The organism is Arthrobacter sp. P1_B4, assembly GCF_056406555.1.
In genome coordinates, this window is record NZ_JBFTZW010000036.1 from 1 (window position 1) to 17,109 (window position 17,109).

12 protein-coding genes are annotated in these 17,109 nt (G+C 66.7%); 8 read left to right on the forward strand and 4 right to left on the reverse strand.

What is annotated here, in order from left to right:
- From AC1D1W_RS12550 to AC1D1W_RS12565, 4 genes are all read right to left on the reverse strand, one after another.
- Positions 1-510 (reverse strand): phosphocholine cytidylyltransferase family protein (locus tag AC1D1W_RS12550; protein ID WP_476943858.1); only part of this gene is annotated, 510 nt, incomplete at its 3' end.
- Between the two features lie 213 nt (positions 511-723).
- On the reverse strand, positions 724-1,869 hold the full coding sequence (gene wecB / locus AC1D1W_RS12555; RefSeq protein ID WP_476943859.1) for a non-hydrolyzing UDP-N-acetylglucosamine 2-epimerase: 1,146 nt from the start codon (positions 1,867-1,869) through the stop codon (positions 724-726).
- Positions 1,870-1,920: 51 nt separating this feature from the next.
- On the reverse strand, positions 1,921-2,247 hold the full coding sequence (locus AC1D1W_RS12560) for a hypothetical protein (protein WP_243177145.1): 327 nt from the start codon (positions 2,245-2,247) through the stop codon (positions 1,921-1,923).
- 69 nt (positions 2,248-2,316) lie between these two features.
- The gene (locus AC1D1W_RS12565) at positions 2,317-2,892 is read right to left on the reverse strand and encodes a YdcF family protein (RefSeq protein ID WP_476943860.1); all 576 of its coding nucleotides are present in this window, start codon (positions 2,890-2,892) and stop codon (positions 2,317-2,319) included.
- Between the two features lie 236 nt (positions 2,893-3,128).
- On the opposite strand from AC1D1W_RS12565, the gene AC1D1W_RS12570 reads away from it, so the two are divergent.
- The 8 genes from AC1D1W_RS12570 (at position 3,129) to AC1D1W_RS12605 (ending at position 17,103) form a co-directional block, all read left to right on the forward strand.
- Complete coding sequence (locus AC1D1W_RS12570) at positions 3,129-6,098, forward strand: hypothetical protein (protein ID WP_476943861.1); 2,970 nt, start codon at positions 3,129-3,131, stop codon at positions 6,096-6,098.
- A 370-nt stretch (positions 6,099-6,468) separates the two neighbouring features.
- Entirely contained in the window at positions 6,469-8,208 is a 1,740-nt protein-coding gene (locus AC1D1W_RS12575; protein ID WP_476943862.1) for a glycosyltransferase family protein, read from the forward strand.
- Between the two features lie 14 nt (positions 8,209-8,222).
- Positions 8,223-9,476 (forward strand): UDP-N-acetyl-D-mannosamine dehydrogenase, encoded by a 1,254-nt coding sequence (gene wecC / locus AC1D1W_RS12580; protein WP_476943863.1) that lies wholly within the window; start codon positions 8,223-8,225, stop codon positions 9,474-9,476.
- On the forward strand, positions 9,473-10,393 hold the full coding sequence (locus AC1D1W_RS12585) for a hypothetical protein (RefSeq protein ID WP_476943864.1): 921 nt from the start codon (positions 9,473-9,475) through the stop codon (positions 10,391-10,393). Before wecC ends, AC1D1W_RS12585 begins: the two co-directional genes overlap by 4 nt.
- Positions 10,380-12,554 (forward strand): glycosyltransferase family protein, encoded by a 2,175-nt coding sequence (locus AC1D1W_RS12590; RefSeq protein WP_476943865.1) that lies wholly within the window; start codon positions 10,380-10,382, stop codon positions 12,552-12,554. The genes AC1D1W_RS12585 and AC1D1W_RS12590 overlap by 14 nt, the downstream gene beginning before the upstream one ends.
- A gap of 158 nt (positions 12,555-12,712) precedes the next feature.
- Positions 12,713-13,738, forward strand: coding sequence for a thiamine-phosphate kinase (thiL, locus tag AC1D1W_RS12595; RefSeq protein ID WP_476943871.1), 1,026 nt, complete (start codon positions 12,713-12,715; stop codon positions 13,736-13,738).
- A gap of 22 nt (positions 13,739-13,760) precedes the next feature.
- On the forward strand, positions 13,761-14,861 hold the full coding sequence (locus AC1D1W_RS12600; RefSeq protein WP_243177964.1) for a DAK2 domain-containing protein: 1,101 nt from the start codon (positions 13,761-13,763) through the stop codon (positions 14,859-14,861).
- The gene (locus AC1D1W_RS12605; protein ID WP_476943872.1) at positions 14,851-17,103 is read left to right on the forward strand and encodes an ATP-dependent DNA helicase RecG; all 2,253 of its coding nucleotides are present in this window, start codon (positions 14,851-14,853) and stop codon (positions 17,101-17,103) included. Before AC1D1W_RS12600 ends, AC1D1W_RS12605 begins: the two co-directional genes overlap by 11 nt.
- Positions 17,104-17,109: the final 6 nt, after the last annotated feature.

Here is a 17,109-nt window from a genome sequence, read left to right on the forward strand (position 1 = left end):
GACGTAGTTGATGCCGACAGCCTCACCGCGGGCAACGTCCGCAGGCACGGCCTTGGAGAGCTCCAGAATGTTGCCGTCGGCGTCGGTGGTGTACTTCACTTCCTCATCCGAAACCGAGGACACATCGACGGTGATGAATGATTCATCGCGCTTGATGTAGGGCATCAGCATCTGGAGGATGTCCGGATCGAACACGACGTCGCCGTTCATCCAGAGCACGCCGCCCTTGGCCGAATTCCGGATTGCCTTCAGGAGGCTCTTGGAGGTGTTGGTCTGGTCAAAGTTCTCGTTGTACACAAACGACGCGTTCGGTACGTGTTCCAGGATCATTTCGAGCTTGAACCCGACAGCAATCGTGAGGCGCAGGCCTTTGCCGAATGCATTCTGCAGGTTCTGGACCTGCTGGTGCATGATGGTGCGCCCATCGCTGAGCTCTGTCATGGGCTTCGGGTGTGGGCGCGCCAGCCGCGTTCCCATTCCGGCGGCAAGAATTACGGCCTGGACTTTCATGTGTCTTTTCCTCTTCTACGAGCGATCCTGGTGGCGGGAGCGGCGAGCCATTGCATCGCTAGAGATCGCCCCGGGACCCTGTGCACGGGCCAGGAGGCGCTTCCCCCGCGTCCAAGCATAAGGGTTCAGCGTCGGTGGCGCCGAATGGCGCTGGCCACTCGACGTTAATGCTGGGTTAACTTTGCGTCGACCTGGTGGCAATCCGGCGGGCGCCTACGCGCCGTCGAATTCGCCAATCCGGGATCCCACGCCTACCAGTTCTTCGATGGCTGCGACGGTGCGCGCGGCGGCCTTGCCGTCCCCATACGGGTTGACGGCGTTGGCCATTGCGGCGAAGTGCCCCTGATCGTGGATCAGCCGGGACACTTCGGACACAATCCGTTCCTCGTCGGTGCCGATCAGCAGCACCGTCCCTGCATGCACAGCCTCGGGCCGCTCGGTGTTTTCCCGCATCACCAGGACCGGCTTGCCCAGGCTTGGGGCTTCTTCCTGGACGCCGCCCGAATCCGTCAACACGAGGTGGGCAACGGACAGCAGGCGGGTGAACTCGCCGTAGGCCAGCGGTTCGGTGACGAGCACGTTGGGTTTGCCGTCCAGCGCGGGCAGCACCGCCTCGCGCACCACCGGGTTCTTGTGCGCGGGAAGGACAATCGTCAGTTCCGGCTCGGCGTCGGCGATCCGGGCCAGCGCGCGTCCCATATTGCGCATGGCATCGCCCTGGTTTTCGCGGCGGTGGGTGGTCACCAGCAGGATTCGGCGGCCGCTGGTGGCCAGCTCTTCCAGCCTGGGGTCCGTGAAGGGGAGCTGTTTGTCCACTGTGGCCAGAAGGGCATCAATCACCGTGTTGCCGGTCACGACGATGTCCTCGGGGCTGACGCCTTCCCGCAGCAGGTTTTCCCTGCTGGTGGAGGTGGGGGCCAGATGCAGGCGGGCGATCTGGCTGGTGATCTTGCGGTTGGCTTCTTCGGGAAACGGCGAGAGCAGGTCGCCGCTGCGCAGCCCGGCTTCGACGTGCACCACGGGGATGCCGTGGTAGAAGGCCGCGATGGCGGCGGCCGTGGACGTGGTGGTATCGCCCTGGACCACGACGGCGTCCGGCCTCGACCCGGCAAAGAGTGTCTCCAGGCCGTCGATGGTGCGCGTCATGATGGCGGATAAGGTCTGGCCCTGCCGCAGGATATTGAGGTCGTGGTCCGGGACGATGCCGAACAGTTCGTTGACTTGGTCCAGCATCTCGCGGTGCTGCCCGGTGACAGTCACGATGCAGTCGAAGTGCGCAGACTCCTGCAGGGCGCTGACGATCGGGGCCATCTTGATGGCTTCCGGCCTGGTTCCAAAGATCGGCATGATGCTGTGCATGGACTATCCCCCAGAAGGTTGGTTGTGCTGTAACGGCTAGGCCGGGCGGGTTCAGCCCAGCAGCAACAAGGCGATCACGAGGGCCGGGACGCTGACCACTACGACCAGAACGGCGATCAGTGCCGCAAGGCGCTTGCGGCGGTAGGCCATTTCTTCGTCGGTGGGGTCCAGTTCGGCGGCCCGCTTGGCCGAGGCTGGTCGATCCCGGGGCGTTGGTTCTTCGGCCGCCTGTTCACGCGCTGCGCGGCCTGCGGGCAGCGGAAGCGGCTCGGCGTCCGGGACCAGGAGTGTATCTGGTATGTCCTCGTGCAGGCGGCGCCGGCGCAAGTGCCGCGGTGCTGCGGTCAGTGGGGGAGCGCCGTCGGCAGGGTTCTCCAACGTATCGTCCTCCTCAGTTCAATGAATCGTCCGGCTTCGACCTGACGGCTTCAATTCTTACATTTTCGCTCACTGATTGACGCATTCCGGCCGCAGGGAAGCGTCGATCAGTCCTCCGGTTTCGATCACAAACCGCCGCAGCCATTGGCCCAAATCCAGGTCCGGATGTGAGGCAACCATCTGTACGTCCGCCGTCGTGCACTGGCCAATCAGGCGCCCCGCGCGGGTGAGGTGATAACTGGACGTCACTACGGTGACGGACTTCCAGCCGTTGGCCTTGACCAGGCCGGAGATTGCCAGTGCTTCGCCGCGGGTGTCCAGGTCCGGGGGGCGGAAGCAGATGACGGCCGCGTTGGGGAAGGCGGCTGAATTGCATGCCTCATCCGCCGCCCGGTTGCCGAACGTGTCCGTGTGCGAGATCACGAGGACCGGAACGTGGAAATCGGCCTGGAACTGGCGCGCCACCGGCAGGCGCTCGGACGCCGCGCCGCCCAGCATGATGACGGCGTCCGTCCGGTGCAGGCTGAGCGGGTCCACGTTGACGAACAGTTGGAGGGCGATGATCAGCCACAGCAGGAGGCCTCCGACGGCGACGGCGAGCACCCTGCGGGTGGCGGTATTCACCGCGGCGACGGAAGGAGGCACGGCTAAGAGTTTGGCACGCGGTTTTCAGGTGGCGAAATGGTGCGCCGGTTCTGCGCCAAAACTTGCACAAAAGAATGCGTGATGCAGTTGTGATTTTGGAGATCAAAGTTACTGGGGTGACAGATGTGGATTGCCGTTTATGCTATAGGCAACTTACGTCGCTCCCACCACAGGTCTCCACCTTCGGTCTCACCCCTAAGCGAGCAATCTTGCGAAAACTAAACATAGCGGCAACCGTGATTGCCGCCGTGATGCTGGCAGCAACCTTGCCGCAGGCCGCCGAGGCCGCTGTCGAGGTGCCGCCCGCCGGACAGGTGTCCGCCGGCGCACTGGCGCCGTCGGCTGGCATGCAGACTGGTGCGGTGCCGGCGGTGTCGGACCCGAGCCCGCAGCCGCAGGTGGATGACTTTGTGCGCCCGGAACCTCCCTCAGGCAGGGCAAAGTCCGAGTACACCTACGTCAGCGCGCCGCTGGCCGGCACGTTGAAGACCACATTGGTGACGGTGCAGCTGGCCGACAAGACTGCAGCCGAAACGGACGCGGCCGTCCCCATGGCCGCGGCGAAGGCCTCGCTCAGCGCCGCTAACCGCTACTGGGCCTACGCCACCGCGGGCCGGGTGGACATTGCGCTGGCCTCCTCGCGCCAGCTGCACAAGTCCGCCGCGACCTCCAAGCAGTCGCCGGCGCAGATCGTGGACATCGTCTCCCAGGAGCTGGGCTGGACGCAGAGTTCCTACACGGCGCTGGTCATGTTCATCCCCGGCGCCTACCTCACCAACGGCGCCGCGGGAATGACCTACAGCAACGGCAACATTGGCGGCCGCATCCTGATGCCGCAGAACAGCCGGCTCTCCACGCCGGTCCTGGCACATGAATTCGGGCACGCCCTCGGCATGGACCATGCCAACAGCCTGCTGTGCGGCAGCGGCGCCATGGACGTGGCCTCCGGGCCGTTCGCCGGGTTTGCGGATGCCACCTGCAGCATCAAGACCTACGGCGACAACCTGGATCTCATGGGTATTTCGCACTTCGACCTCATGCCGGAAATCAGCGCCAGCTTCTGGGAAATGGGCCGGTTCGGCAACGGCAACGAGATCGCCAACCTGGGCACGGTATCCGCCCCCCGCACGGTGAACCTCAAGCCTTGGGCCGGAGCAGGTGCCAACCGCGCGGCGAAGTTCACGGACCCGAAATCCGGCGAGGTGTACTTCCTGGAACTCCGCACCCCGGTCGGCTACGACTCCGTCATTGCGCAGGACGGAAACCGCGGCGTGAAGATCACCCAGCAGGGCGGCGGCAACTCCTCGATCCTGCTTCCTCCCAACACCCGGGCGACCGCATTCAACGGCTACTACAGCAACACCCAGGCCTGGCAGGCCGGTCAGGCTTTTACAACGCACGCGGGCACCAAGGTCTCCATTGACGCTGTCAGCAACACCGCGGCCACCGTGACGATCCGTCCGCCGGGTGCGCCCGCGAAGGGCTCCTTCGACAGCGCAGCCCTCGCGGTCACCTCGTCCGGCGCCACCATCAACGTCCGCGGATGGTCGGTGGATCCGGCGGCGGCCTCCACCTCCACCCAGACGCACGTTTACGTCACAGCACCTGACGGGACGACGACGGGCCACGCCTTCACCGCGGACAAGCCGCGCGCCGACGTCAACGCGGCGCTGGGCATCAGCGGAAACCACGGCTTCCAGGAGTCGATCACCGTCAAAGCGGCCGGACAGTATCAGGCCTGCGCCTATGCGATCGGCATCTTCAACAACACAGCGCTGGGCTGCCGGACCCTCACCCTGGCCGGCACTCCCGCTCCCGAGGGATCCCTCGATGAGGTCACCACCGCCATGGTGTCTGGCAAACCGTCCATCAAGTTGCGGGGCTGGGCCGTGGACCGCGGCCAGGCAGGCGCGTCCATCCCGGTCCACGTCTACGTGACCACCCCCGCAGGGGCCACCACCGGCCAGGCCTTCACCGCAAACCTGCAGCGCCCGGACGTCAACCAGGCCTTGGGGGTCAGCGGCGCGCACGGGTTTGCGGTCACCGTCCCGGCGACCGAGACCGGCACGTATCGGGTCTGTGCCTACGCCATCCCCGTCGCCCCGTTTGCTGCCGGTAACACCACCCTGGGCTGCCGCAACGTCCCGGTGGCCGTCAGTGACCCGCCCACCGGATACCTGGATTCCGTGGCGTTCATCAACGCTGGGGCCTCGGCGCGGCTGGACGTCGCAGGCTGGTCCTTCGACGCCGGCGTCCCGTCGGCGTCGATCCCCGTCCAGCTGAGTGTCACGGCGCCCGACGGCAGCACCAAGTCAGTGACCACCACCGCCAACGCTGCCCGGAGCGATGTCAATGCCGCCATGGGGATCGCCGGTTCGCACGGGTACCAGACATCCGTGAGCGTGACGAAGGCCGGTACGTACCGCGTCTGCGCCACCGGAATCGCGGTCGCGACCCTGACCAAGGGCAACGGCTTCCTGGGCTGCGTGAACGCTACGGCGACCCCTGCTGCGCGGCCGGTCGGCTACGTGGACTCCATTGTGGTGCAGACCAGGACGCCGTCGGCGGTTATCACGGCGTCAGGCTGGACGTACGAACCCGGTACACCGGCGGCCTCCAACGCCGTGCATATCTACGTCACGGGCCCGGACGGCAAGACCAAGGGCTACCCCTTCACCGCGAACGGGACCCGGCCGGACGTCAATGCCGCGTTTTCGCTGACCGGAAGCCACGGATTCCAGAACAGCATCCCGATCACCCTGTCCGGCCGCTACCGCGTGTGCGCTTACGGCATCTCCGTGAGCCCGCTGAGTGCGGGCAACACACTGCTGGGCTGCCGGGATGTGGTTGCGCAGCCCGCCGCCCCGGTGCGGGGTTACCTCGACACCGCCCGCCTGTCCGGGACCAGCACGAATAAATCGATCGTGGCGACCGGCTGGTCCATGGATCCGGGCTTCACGAGCCAGAGTGTTCCGGTCCGCGTCACCGTGAAGTCACCGGATTCGAGCTCCAAGAGCTACAGCGTCACGGCCAACCTGGCCCGGCCGGATGTAAATAGCGCGCTGGGCGTGCCGGGAAACCACGGCTACCGTGCCGCCATTCCCATCAAGGCGCGGGGCAAGTACACCGTCTGTGTCTCCAGCGCCGGGGCCGGCGTCCTGCGGACCGGGGTGTCCGCGCTGGGGTGCCAGTCCCTTAGCTACTGACGGGCTGACTGGCCCGGCGCTGTTTGGCCATCGTTCACCTCGGACCGCCATTCCCTTTACCTGAGCCCCCTACCTTCGATGAAGGTAGGGGGCTCAGCGGCTTCTTGGCCGTTAGACGGACTTCCTGTTGGCTGCCCGACGGTGGTGCCCCTGCGCTGACGCAACGCCGTATTGGACGCATCATGGAGGAGGACCGGAACTGATGGGCATCCCGGCGGACGCAGAACGAGCCCTGCGGCAGTTGAAAATTCGAGGCAAGGCCCATCTTCAAAGGCGGAGGCCACACCGGAGAACAGAACGGACCCCCGCCGTTCCGCCCGGGACGAATGGTTCAGCGGGCCAGTGGGCGGGGCGGGGGCCAAACCGGCAGTTGCAGTTCACCCCATACGAAGCTTCCGGTCCGGGACCGCGGCGCCCGGACCTGAGCGTGGGCGTGATCCTGGACGATTTCACCCGTACGTCCTTTGCGTTCGAATGGAACCTGCTCGAACTGCGCAAGGAACTGTGGCGTGACCAACTGGGGGAGACCCGCATCGATTTCCTGTTCGTGGAATCTGCCTGGAACGGAAATTCCGGCTCCTGGCAATACCAGCTCACCGGTTCCAAGGGGCCGGGGGTCGAGCTGGTCCGGCTTGTTGAGTGGTGCCGTGCCCGCGGCATTCCGACCGTCTTCTGGAACAAGGAGGACCCACCGCATTACGACGACTTTCTTCCGGCAGCAAAGTTGTTTGACCACGTCTTCACCAGTGATTCGGACCGCATTCCTGATTACGTGAGGGACTTGGGCCACCACGGGGTGGGCACCCTTCCCTTTGCCGCGCAGCCCGCCCTCCACAACCCCGTCCGGCCAGGACACGGATGGCACTCGCGCGGCGTGGCTTTCGCCGGAATGTATTTCGCCCACAAGTATCCTCAACGCCGCGCCCAGATGGACATGCTCCTGGGCGCGGCCAGGACCGAAGCCGGAACCGGCGGCGCCGAACTGGAAATATTCTCCCGCCAGCTGGGCGGGGACCAGAACTACCAGTTCCCGGAGCCGTTCGACCAGCACGTAGTCGGCTCATTGAATTACGCCCAGATGCTGACGGCATACCGGGCGTACAAGGCGTTCCTGAACGTCAACTCGGTGATCGAATCGCCCAGCATGTGCGCCCGCCGGATCTTCGAGATCTCCGCCTCGGGCACACCGGTCGTCTCCGCTCCCAGCGCGGCCATAGCGCAGTTCTTCGAGGACGATGAGGTTCTGGTCGCCGCAGCCCAGCCGGAGGCGGAAATCATGCTGCGCAAGCTGACGTCCAACCCGGAGTTCAACGAACGGGTGGTCCACAAGGCCCAGCGCCGGATCTGGGGAGCCCATACGTACGCGCACCGGGCAGAATCCATTGTCCGGGCGGTCGCGCCGGAGCGATGCCGGCCCGTCGTCCTTCCCTCCGTCAGTGCGCTGGTGAGCACAACCCGTCCGGAACAGCTGGACCAAATATTTCGGACCGCCGGCGGCCAGGCCGACGTCGACCTGGAGCTCATCGTGCTGACCCGCGGCTTTGCGGCCGCCGAGGGTCTCTGCGCCGAACTGGCGCACGCCCACGGCGTGGCGAAGTACCAGGTGCTCGCCGCCCCGGCCGCACTGACCCTCGGCGAGTGCCTCAACCGGTGCGTTGAAGCATCGACGGGTGCGGTGCTCACCAGGATGGACGACGCCGACTATTACGCGCCAAACTACGTCGCCGATCTGCTGTACGCGCTCAGCTATTCCGGGGCGGACGTGGTGGGGAAGCAGTCCCACTACACGCACCTGCGTTCCAGCCGGACCACCATGCTCCGCGCCGCACACCAGGAGCACCGGTTCGGCCAGCGGGTGATGGGACCAACCATCACTGCACACAGGGAGGTCTTCGAGGCGCACCCGTTTGAGGCGCTGGACCGGGGCGAGGACACCGCCTTCCTGGCGTCCGTCGCGGCGTCCCAGGGCTCCATCTACGCAGCCGACAGGTTCAACTACTGCCAGATCCGCCCCGGCGCGGGGAACGGGCCGGGCGTACCGGCCGGGGAGCCCGCAACGGACGGCGAAATTCACATTCTCGAAAATCCACGTGAATTCATCACGCTTTGATAGGGGTTACCAGATTGACTGACTTTCGGACCATCGCCGTCATTGGACTGGGGTACATCGGGCTGCCCACAGCCGCGATACTGGCGACCAACGGCCTTGACGTCATCGGCGTTGACGTCAATCAGCGGACGGTGGACGCAGTCAACGAGGGGCGTGTGCCCTTCGTCGAGCCAGACCTGGGGATCCACGTCGCCGGTGCCGTCAGCCAGGGCCGGCTCAAGGCAACCACCGGGACGCCCGCCGCTGATGCGTTTATTGTCGCCGTTCCGACGCCGTTCACGGCGGACAAGAGGGCTGACCTGAGCTACATCGAGGCGGCCGCACGCGGGATCGCGCCGGTGTTGCAAGGTGGCGAACTGATCATCCTTGAGTCCACGTCGCCCCCGGGGGCAACCCGCCATCTGGGCGAGTACATCGTCTCGCTCCGGCCGGACCTATCGCTGGACGGCGCCGACGGCAGGCCCGCGATTCTCCTGGCCCATTGCCCCGAGCGCGTCTTGCCCGGCAAAGTCATGATCGAGCTTGTCACCAACGACAGGATTGTTGGCGGGATCACCCGGCGCGCCGCCGATCTCGCGAAAGACCTGTATGCGGTGTTTTGCCAGGGCGAGATCCTGATCACCGACGACGTGACGGCGGAAATGGCCAAGCTGGTGGAAAACTCCTACCGCGACGTCAACATAGCGTTTGCGAATGAGCTTTCGGTCATCAGCGAAAAGTTGGGCATCAACGTCTGGGAACTGATCCGGCTGGCAAACCATCACCCGCGCGTCGACATCCTGCAGCCGGGACCCGGCGTCGGGGGTCACTGCATTGCCGTCGATCCCTGGTTCATCGTCGCTGCAGCACCTGCCGAGTCGCGCTTGATCAGAGCGGCCCGGACCGTCAACGACGAGAAGCCGCGCTGGGTCCTGGACCAGGTGCGTGACGCGTTTGCCGGCTTGCCCAGGAACGCAGAGATTGCCGTCCTGGGGCTCGCGTTCAAGGCAAACATTGACGACCTGCGTGAGTCTCCCGCCATTGACATTGCCCATGGCATCGCCGAATCGATGCCGGCCACCCGGATCAACGTCGCCGAGCCCCACATCGACAGCCTGCCCGGGCGCCTGCAGCACCGGGAGAACGTCCGGCTGGTGCCCTTTGAGGAAGCAGTGAGCCGTTCCTCGCTCGTGGTGGTGCTTGTCGACCACGACGCCGTCCGGGCGCTGCCCGCCGAAGCCTTGGCCGGCAAGCTCCTCGTCGATACCCGGGGAGTCTTCAGCTCATGATCGATCGGCTCGTTCAGACATTGCGCACAGCCTTCAAAAGCCGGGTGGTCATGGCGATGGCCTTCTGCGGCGCGGCCGCAGTACTCAGTGGAATCCTCTGCCTCGTGCTCAGGCAGCCGGCGCTCGCGGTTCTGCCCCTGGCACTGTTCGCACTCATGGCGGTGATGGCCGTCTCGCAGCTGGTCAGTATGCGGTGGCTACAGGAAACCGAAGCCCGGAAGGCCCACTCGCGCAACAGGGAACTGCGCGAGCTGGTACGCGGACTGTCCGCACCGGCGGCGAAGGCCAGTGCCCCCGCGGCAGAGCGCACAAATCCCGCGGCGGAGCGCACAAATCCCGCGGCGGAGCGCACAAAGTCCGCTCCCACCGCGGCTCCGACTGCCGGACGGGCAGTCGGCCGGCTCGCGGCCGCTGTGACAGATGACCGGGACCGCCAGGCCAAAATCCTCCGCTACCTCGGAGCGCCTGTAACGGCGCCGTGGGGCGGACGGGTTGTCTACTCAATCATGGGCCAGGAGCTTTACCGGTACTTGGGCGATGCCCACGCCCTGGAACCACTGCGGCCGAGCACCATCGCTGCCCAGATCGCGAACGGCCGGGGCTTCGCGCTGGTGATCGATGACAGCGCCTTCACGGCCGGAATCTGGTTCGGAGCCGATTCCGCTGCAGGGACGCTGCTTGCCAACGAAATACTCCGTGCCCTCGCTGAGTGCAGGTCCCAAGGGATGCCGGCCTATTTTGTGAGAACACGGTTGGAGACCGATATCTACACCACGGATTTCGAAGCAGCGTCGGATGTTGTGTTTTCGGAGCGTTCATCCCTGGCGGAGTGGACCGAAGACTACCGGTTCGGATTGCTCACTTCGCTGGAAGCTTTTGCCAAAATGAACAGAGGAGCGCTCATTGGCTCGCCCTGATACCACCGGGTCCATACGGAAGATCCTCCTCTACGGGGACGTCGACCTCAACATCATCGACGGGTCCGCCGTCTGGCTCGTCTCCATGGCCGAGGCGTTATCCCGAACGGGCTCCGAAGTCTGCGTACTTTTCAAGACCCACGTCACGAAGACGCGGCTGCTTGACCGGATAGCTGACATGCCCGGCGTGGAAATCGCCCAACCTGGCGAGAGCGCGGACATCGAGGCGCTGCAGCCCCGAACCGCAGCCCAGCGCATGGCCCAGCTTGACGCGCAGCGGCCGTTCGACGTCGTGATCGCCCGCGGCACCCAGGTCGCGGCGCACGTCGCAAACTCCAAAGTCCTGGGCCCCAAGTCGTGGCTCTACATCACGGACATCGCCCATCCCGGCTCCCGGCTTTCCGAAAAAGACCGCGCGGTGCTCAGAAGGACCGTCGGACAATGCCGGCGCTTCTTCGTGCAGACTGAGGCCGCACGCTCCTACGTTGAGGCGACGATTCCCGAGGCCGCGGGAAAGACCCTGGTCCTCACGCCCATGGTGCCCGATGAATACTTTGACCTGCGGGGAGGCTCATCTGGCACCGGGCGGAAACTGAGTGCGGTCTACTCCGGCAAGTTCGCCAGGAAATGGCGGACCCTGGAAATGTGCTCCCTCCCGGCGACGGCCGGGGAACACAACCTTCCCCTGGCGTTGACGATGATCGGCGACAAGTTCCAGCACGACCTCCAGGACCCGCAGTGGTCGGCCACGATGGAGACGGCGGTGAGCTCGCCGGGGATCGACTGGCTGGGCGGGATGTCCCGTGATGAGGCCGCAAAGGAAGTCAGCCGGCACGACGTCGGGTTGAGCTGGCGGGATCGAAGCATGGACGCCAGCCTCGAAATTTCGACCAAGGTGCTCGAGTACGCGGCCCTTGGGGTGCCGCCGATGGTGAACCGGAATGCGCAGCACCTGGAGCTTTTCGGCGCGGACTATCCGCTGTATGTCGACGACGATTCGGCGGAGGGCGTTCTCAGCACCCTTCTGGCGGCGAGGGAAACCGTTGCCGGGCTGAAGGAGGAAGTGTCCAATCGTGTCCGGTACTACTCGATTTCAGCATCGGCGGCCCGGCTGAAAGCCTATTTCGAACGGTCCGAGGGCGACTACGCCCGCAGCCCGCGGTCCAGGCAAAAGACGCGGGTGCTGATTGCCGGTCACGACCTAAAGTTTGCGGGCGAGCTGGTGTCCGTCCTCGAGATGCGGGACGACATCGAACTCGCCTTCGACCACTGGACCTCACTTCATCAGCACGACGTCAAGGAGTCCGAGCGGCTCAGGGACTGGGCCGACGTGATCATCTGTGAATGGTGCGGGCCCAACGCCGTCTGGTACTCGAACAACAAACGGCGGAGGCAGAAGCTCATTGTGCGTCTTCACATGTTCGAGCTCAACGGCCCCTGGATGAGCGACGTGGCCGCCGAAAACATTGACTCCCTGATCTGCGTCTCGCAGCTCTACGTGGATCGCACTCGTGCAAGTACCGGCTGGACCGTCACCGCCATCCGGGTCATCCCGAACGCCGTGGACGTCATGGACCTCCGCAGATCCAAGGAACCGGATCATCGCTTCCGGCTGGGGCTGGTGGGCATCGTCCCCATGCGCAAGCGCCTGGACCGCGCCCTTGACCTGCTCGAGGAGCTGTTGGATGAGGACCCCAGGTACACCCTGCATGTCCGCGGAAGAATGCCGTGGGAGTATCCGTACGAATGGAAGAAGCCGTTCCAACGCGAGGCGTACCTGGAGATTTTTGACCGTATCGGCAGGTCCCCGGCGCTGCGGGATGCCGTGGTCTTCGAACCGTTTGGCCCCGACATGGCGTCCTGGCTGCGCAAGATCGGATATGTCCTATCGCCCAGCTCGGACGAGAGCTTTCACCTCGCCCCCGCTGAGGGCATGGCATCAGGCGCCGTACCGCTGTTCTGGCAAAGGCCCGGAGCGGATGAAATATTCAGCAACCGCTGGACTCGGGGGACAACGTCCCAGGTCCGGGCCCTGGTCTCGGCCCTCAACGGCTCGCCCCAGGCGTATGCAGAGGAGTCCCGGGCCGCCGCCGAATACGTCGGGCGGTTCGATATGCGGTCCACGGGCGAGGCCTGGCTGGAGGAAATACTCAGCACGTGAAGCCACGGCCCGGCACGGTCAGTCCCTCGCGGTAGCGTAGGGCTGTGCCTGAAACTGTGCCCGAACCTGTGCCCGAAACCGCTGTGCCCGAAACCGCTGTCCCTGAAACCGCTGTGCCTGAAGCCGCTGTGCCCGATGCCCTGCCCGCGGACGCCGCACTGACCGTTGGCGGCCTCTCGGAGTCCCAGCTGCTGGGACGCATCTTTCCGCGGCTCACGATTCCGCAGCCCAATGGCGGACCGGCGGCGGCGTCGTACTTGCTGCTGGGGCCGGGGGACGACGCCGCGATTGTCGCCGCGCCGGACGGGCGGACCGTGGTGAGCATCGACACCCAAGTGGCGGACCAGGATTTCCGGCTCGAATGGAACAACGGCTACCGGACCACCGGGTACGACGTCGGCTGGAAGGCCGCGGCGCAAAACCTCAGCGACATCAACGCCATGGGCGCCCGGGCCACGTCCGTTGTGGTCAGCCTGACCATGCCGCCGGAGACCCCCGTCTCCTGGGTGGAGGATTTCGCGGACGGCCTCGTGGCCGGCATCAGGGGGCTGGGGGCTTCGGCCTGCACGGTGGCCGGCGGCGACCTCGGCCGCGGCCGCGAACTGGCGGTCAGTGTGGCGATCCTGGGGACTCTTGACGGCAAGGCGCCCGTCCTGCGCTCCGGGGCCCGGCCGGGGGACACCGTGGCCCTGGCGGGAACAGTGGGCCGGGCCGCCGCCGGGCTGGCGCTGCTGGAGTCGAACGTCCCGGTGGGCGCCCTGACCGCCGGGCAGCGTTCCCTCCTGGACACCCAGTGCAGGCCGCAGCCGCCGCTCGCCGCCGGACCGCTGGCCCGTGAGGCGGGGGCGTCCGCCATGATGGACATCTCGGACGGCCTGGTCCGGGACGGAAACCGCATGGCGGCCGCCAGCCGCGCGGTGCTGAACCTGGACGCCGCCGCCCTGAAGGAGCTGGCCGCCCCGCTGCTGCCGGCGTCGGAGCTGTTGGGGGCAGACCCGATGGCGTGGGTCCTCGGCGGCGGTGAAGACCATGGGCTGCTCGCCACTTTCCCGGCAGGGGTTCCGCTCCCTCCCGGGTTCACTGCGATAGGCTCGGTAGAGGCCCCTGCACCAACCGAAAGCACGGGAGTAACGATCGCGGGCAGGCCCGCTGACGCTGTGGGATGGGATCACTTTGCAGACTAAGATTGCCGCCAACGCGCAAGCGATGAAGCGGTGGTTGGGCAAGGCGGAAACCACGCTCGGCAACCACAGCGACCGCCTGAACGCCATCAACATCTTTCCGGTAGCCGACGGCGACACCGGCACCAACCTCTACCTGACCGTCCGCGCCGCGGCCCACGCCGCGGACGCCGCCGTGCCGGGACACCCGGACGGGGCGGCGCACGCGGCACCGGACCCGACCCTGCATGACGTTGGCGCCGTCCTTGCGCAGGCCGGCCAGGTTGCCATGGAACAGGCCCGCGGCAACTCGGGAACCCTGTTCGCCGTCTTCCTCTGCGCTGCTGCCGAACCCCTGGCCGGGCACACCCGGATCAGCTCACCCCTGCTGGCCGCGGCCCTGAACCGGGCCCAGATCCGGGCCTGGTCCGCGCTGAGTGATCCCGTGCCCGGCACCATGCTCTCCGTCATGGAGGCTGCCGCCAGGGCCGCGGCCGCCGTGGACTCCGCACACGACGGCGATGACAGCAACCAGACCCTGGGCCTGGCCCTGGACGCCGCCGTCGAGGCGGCCCTGGCCGCCGTGGTCCGCACGGAAGAGCAGCTCGATGCCCTGCAGGCCGCCCACGTGGTGGACGCCGGCGGCGTGGGCATGCTGCTGATCCTGGACTGCCTCCGCTCGGCCGTGCTGGGCGAGGAGCTCCAGAGCGAACTGCTGGACGGACTGCACGGCTACGACGTCCAGGATCCGCATATCCACGTCGGCATGCCGCGAGACGAAGGTGTCGAAGTCATGTGCACCATTTCCCTGTCCCCGCTGGACGCCGCCATGATGCGCCAACGGCTCGACGAAATGGGCGACTCGGTGATCATGAGCCAGGTCGGTGGCGGCGCCGACGCCGCCGGGCTCTACCGCTGGCGCGTCCACGTCCACGTCCTGGATGGGGACCTCGCCGTCGCGCTGATCCGTTCCCTGGGCGAGCCCACGGACATTTCCGTGAGCGAGCTCGCAGTCCCGCGCGACCCGGAGGCACCGGCCGCCACGGTTGCCGCCACCGCAGGCGCACCTGTTGACGCTACCGTCGCTGCTGCTGCTGCCCCGGCGCGTGCCGCCGAAACCCGAAACCCCGACGGACATGCACGCTGAACTTGAACTGGGCCTGGAGCGCCGCATCGGCAAGCGCTCCGCGGCCGTCATCGAAAAACACCTTGGCATCACCACTGTCGGCGGGCTCCTGAACTATTTTCCCCGCCGCTACCTCAGCCGCGGCGAGCTCACGCCCATCAGCGAGGTCCCGCTGGACGAGGAAGTGACCCTGATCGCCCGGGTGGTCTCCAACAGCACCCGGCCCATGCGCGCCCGGCGCGGTTCCCTCACCGACGTCGTGATCTCCGACGACGCCGGCGGTACCGCTTCCACGCGGGCGGCCGGCGCACTGCCGGGCACGCTCAAGGTCAGCTTCTTCAACGGGTTCCGGGCCAAGGCCGAGCTGCAGCCGGGCCGGCGTGCCATGTTCTCCGGCAAGGTTACGCGCTACGCCGGATCCCTCGGCCTGACCAACCCGGATTTCCTGCTGCTGGACGAGGACCCCGAAACGCCGGGCATCGACCCGGAGAAGCTCGCCGCCATGCCGATCCCGGTGTACCCGGCCACGGCGAAACTGACCAGCTGGTCCATCCAGAAGGTCATCTCGACGCTGCTGGACACCGTGGAGCTCGAAACCCTCGGCGACCCGCTGCCGGCGGAGATCGCGGCGCGGGAGAAGTTCCTGCCGGTCGCGGACGCCTACCGGCTGATCCACGCCCCGCAAACCCCGGCGGACTACCAGCGCGCCCGGGACCGGTTCCGCTACCAGGAAGCCCTGGTGCTCCAGTCGGCCCTGGCCCGCCGCCGCGCCCAACTCGCCGCCGAGGAAGCGACGGCCCGCCGCCCGGCACCGGACGGGCTGCTGCCCGCCTTCGACCGCCAGCTCCCGTTCACGCTGACCGCCGGCCAGGCCGCCGTCGGCAAGACGCTCTCCGACGAGCTCGCCCAGGACTCGCCCATGAACCGGCTGCTGCAGGGCGAAGTGGGCTCCGGCAAGACGATCGTTGCGCTGCGCGCCATGCTGCAGGTGGTGGACGCCGGGGGACAGGCTGCCCTGCTGGCCCCCACCGAAGTCCTCGCTGCCCAGCACTATGAATCCATCCGGCGCACGCTCGGACCGCTCTCCCGGGACGGGATGCTCGGCGGGTTCGGACCGGACGCCGTCCAGGTCACCCTGCTCACCGGCTCCATGCCCACCGCGGCGCGGAAGCAGGCCATGCTCGACGCCGCCTCCGGAACGGCCGGAATCGTGATCGGCACCCATGCCCTGCTCAGCGACAACGTCTCCTTCTACGACCTTGGCCTGATCGTGGTGGACGAACAGCACCGCTTCGGCGTGGAACAGCGCGACGCCCTCCGGGCCAAGGCCAGCAAACCGCCGCACCTGCTGGTCATGACCGCCACCCCGATTCCCCGGACCGTGGCCATGACCGTGTTCGGCGACCTCGAAACCTCCGTGCTCGATGAGCTGCCCGCCGGCCGCGCCCCGATCTCCACCCACGTGGTGGGGCTCGCGGAACACCCGGGGTGGGCCACCCGGATCTGGTCCCGGTCGCGGGAGGAGATCGACGCCGGCCACCAGGTCTACGTCGTTTGCCCCAAGATCGGCACGGACGACGACGGCGACTTCACCCCGGGCGAGGCCGAACCGTCCGCCGCGGACCTCGAAGGCGAGAACGGTTCCCGGGAACTCGCCTCGGTCACCGGCGTCGTGGAACATCTCCAGGACGAACCGGCCCTGGCCGGGGTGGCTGTGGCGCCGCTGCACGGCAGGCAGGACCCGGTGCTGAAGTCCGAGACCATGGCCTCCTTCACGGCCAACCAGACCAAGCTGCTGGTCTCCACCACCGTGATCGAAGTCGGCGTGGACGTCCACAACGCCACGCTCATGGTGATCCTGGACGCGGACCGTTTTGGCATCTCCCAGCTCCACCAGCTGCGCGGCAGGGTGGGCCGCGGCGGGCTGCCCGGAACCTGCCTGCTGGTCACCACCCTGGAGCCGGGCCATCCGAGCCGGCGCCGCCTGGATGCCGTCGCCGCCACCACGGACGGCTTCGAACTGTCCCAGGAGGACCTCAAGCTCCGCAGGGAGGGCGACATCCTGGGCGCCTCGCAGTCCGGCGGGCGCTCCACGCTGAAGCTGCTGCGCGTGCTCGAACACGAGGACGTGATCGCCCGGGCCCGGCAGGACGCCCAGCGGATCGTGGCCGCCGATCCCGCGCTGGCGGGCCAGCCCCGGCTTGCGGCCGCGATCGATGAATACCTGAACCCCGAGAAGGAGGCGTTCCTTGAACGCGGCTAGGACCAC

Coding starts and splice junctions, on each gene's coding strand:
- AC1D1W_RS12585 (WP_476943864.1), top strand. CDS start 9,473: ATGATCGATCGGCTCGTTCAGACATTGCGCACAGCCTTCAAAAGCCGG.
- wecB (WP_476943859.1), bottom strand. CDS start 1,869: ATGCACAGCATCATGCCGATCTTTGGAACCAGGCCGGAAGCCATCAAG.
- AC1D1W_RS12600 (WP_243177964.1), top strand. CDS start 13,761: ATGAAGCGGTGGTTGGGCAAGGCGGAAACCACGCTCGGCAACCACAGC.
- AC1D1W_RS12605 (WP_476943872.1), top strand. CDS start 14,851: ATGCACGCTGAACTTGAACTGGGCCTGGAGCGCCGCATCGGCAAGCGC.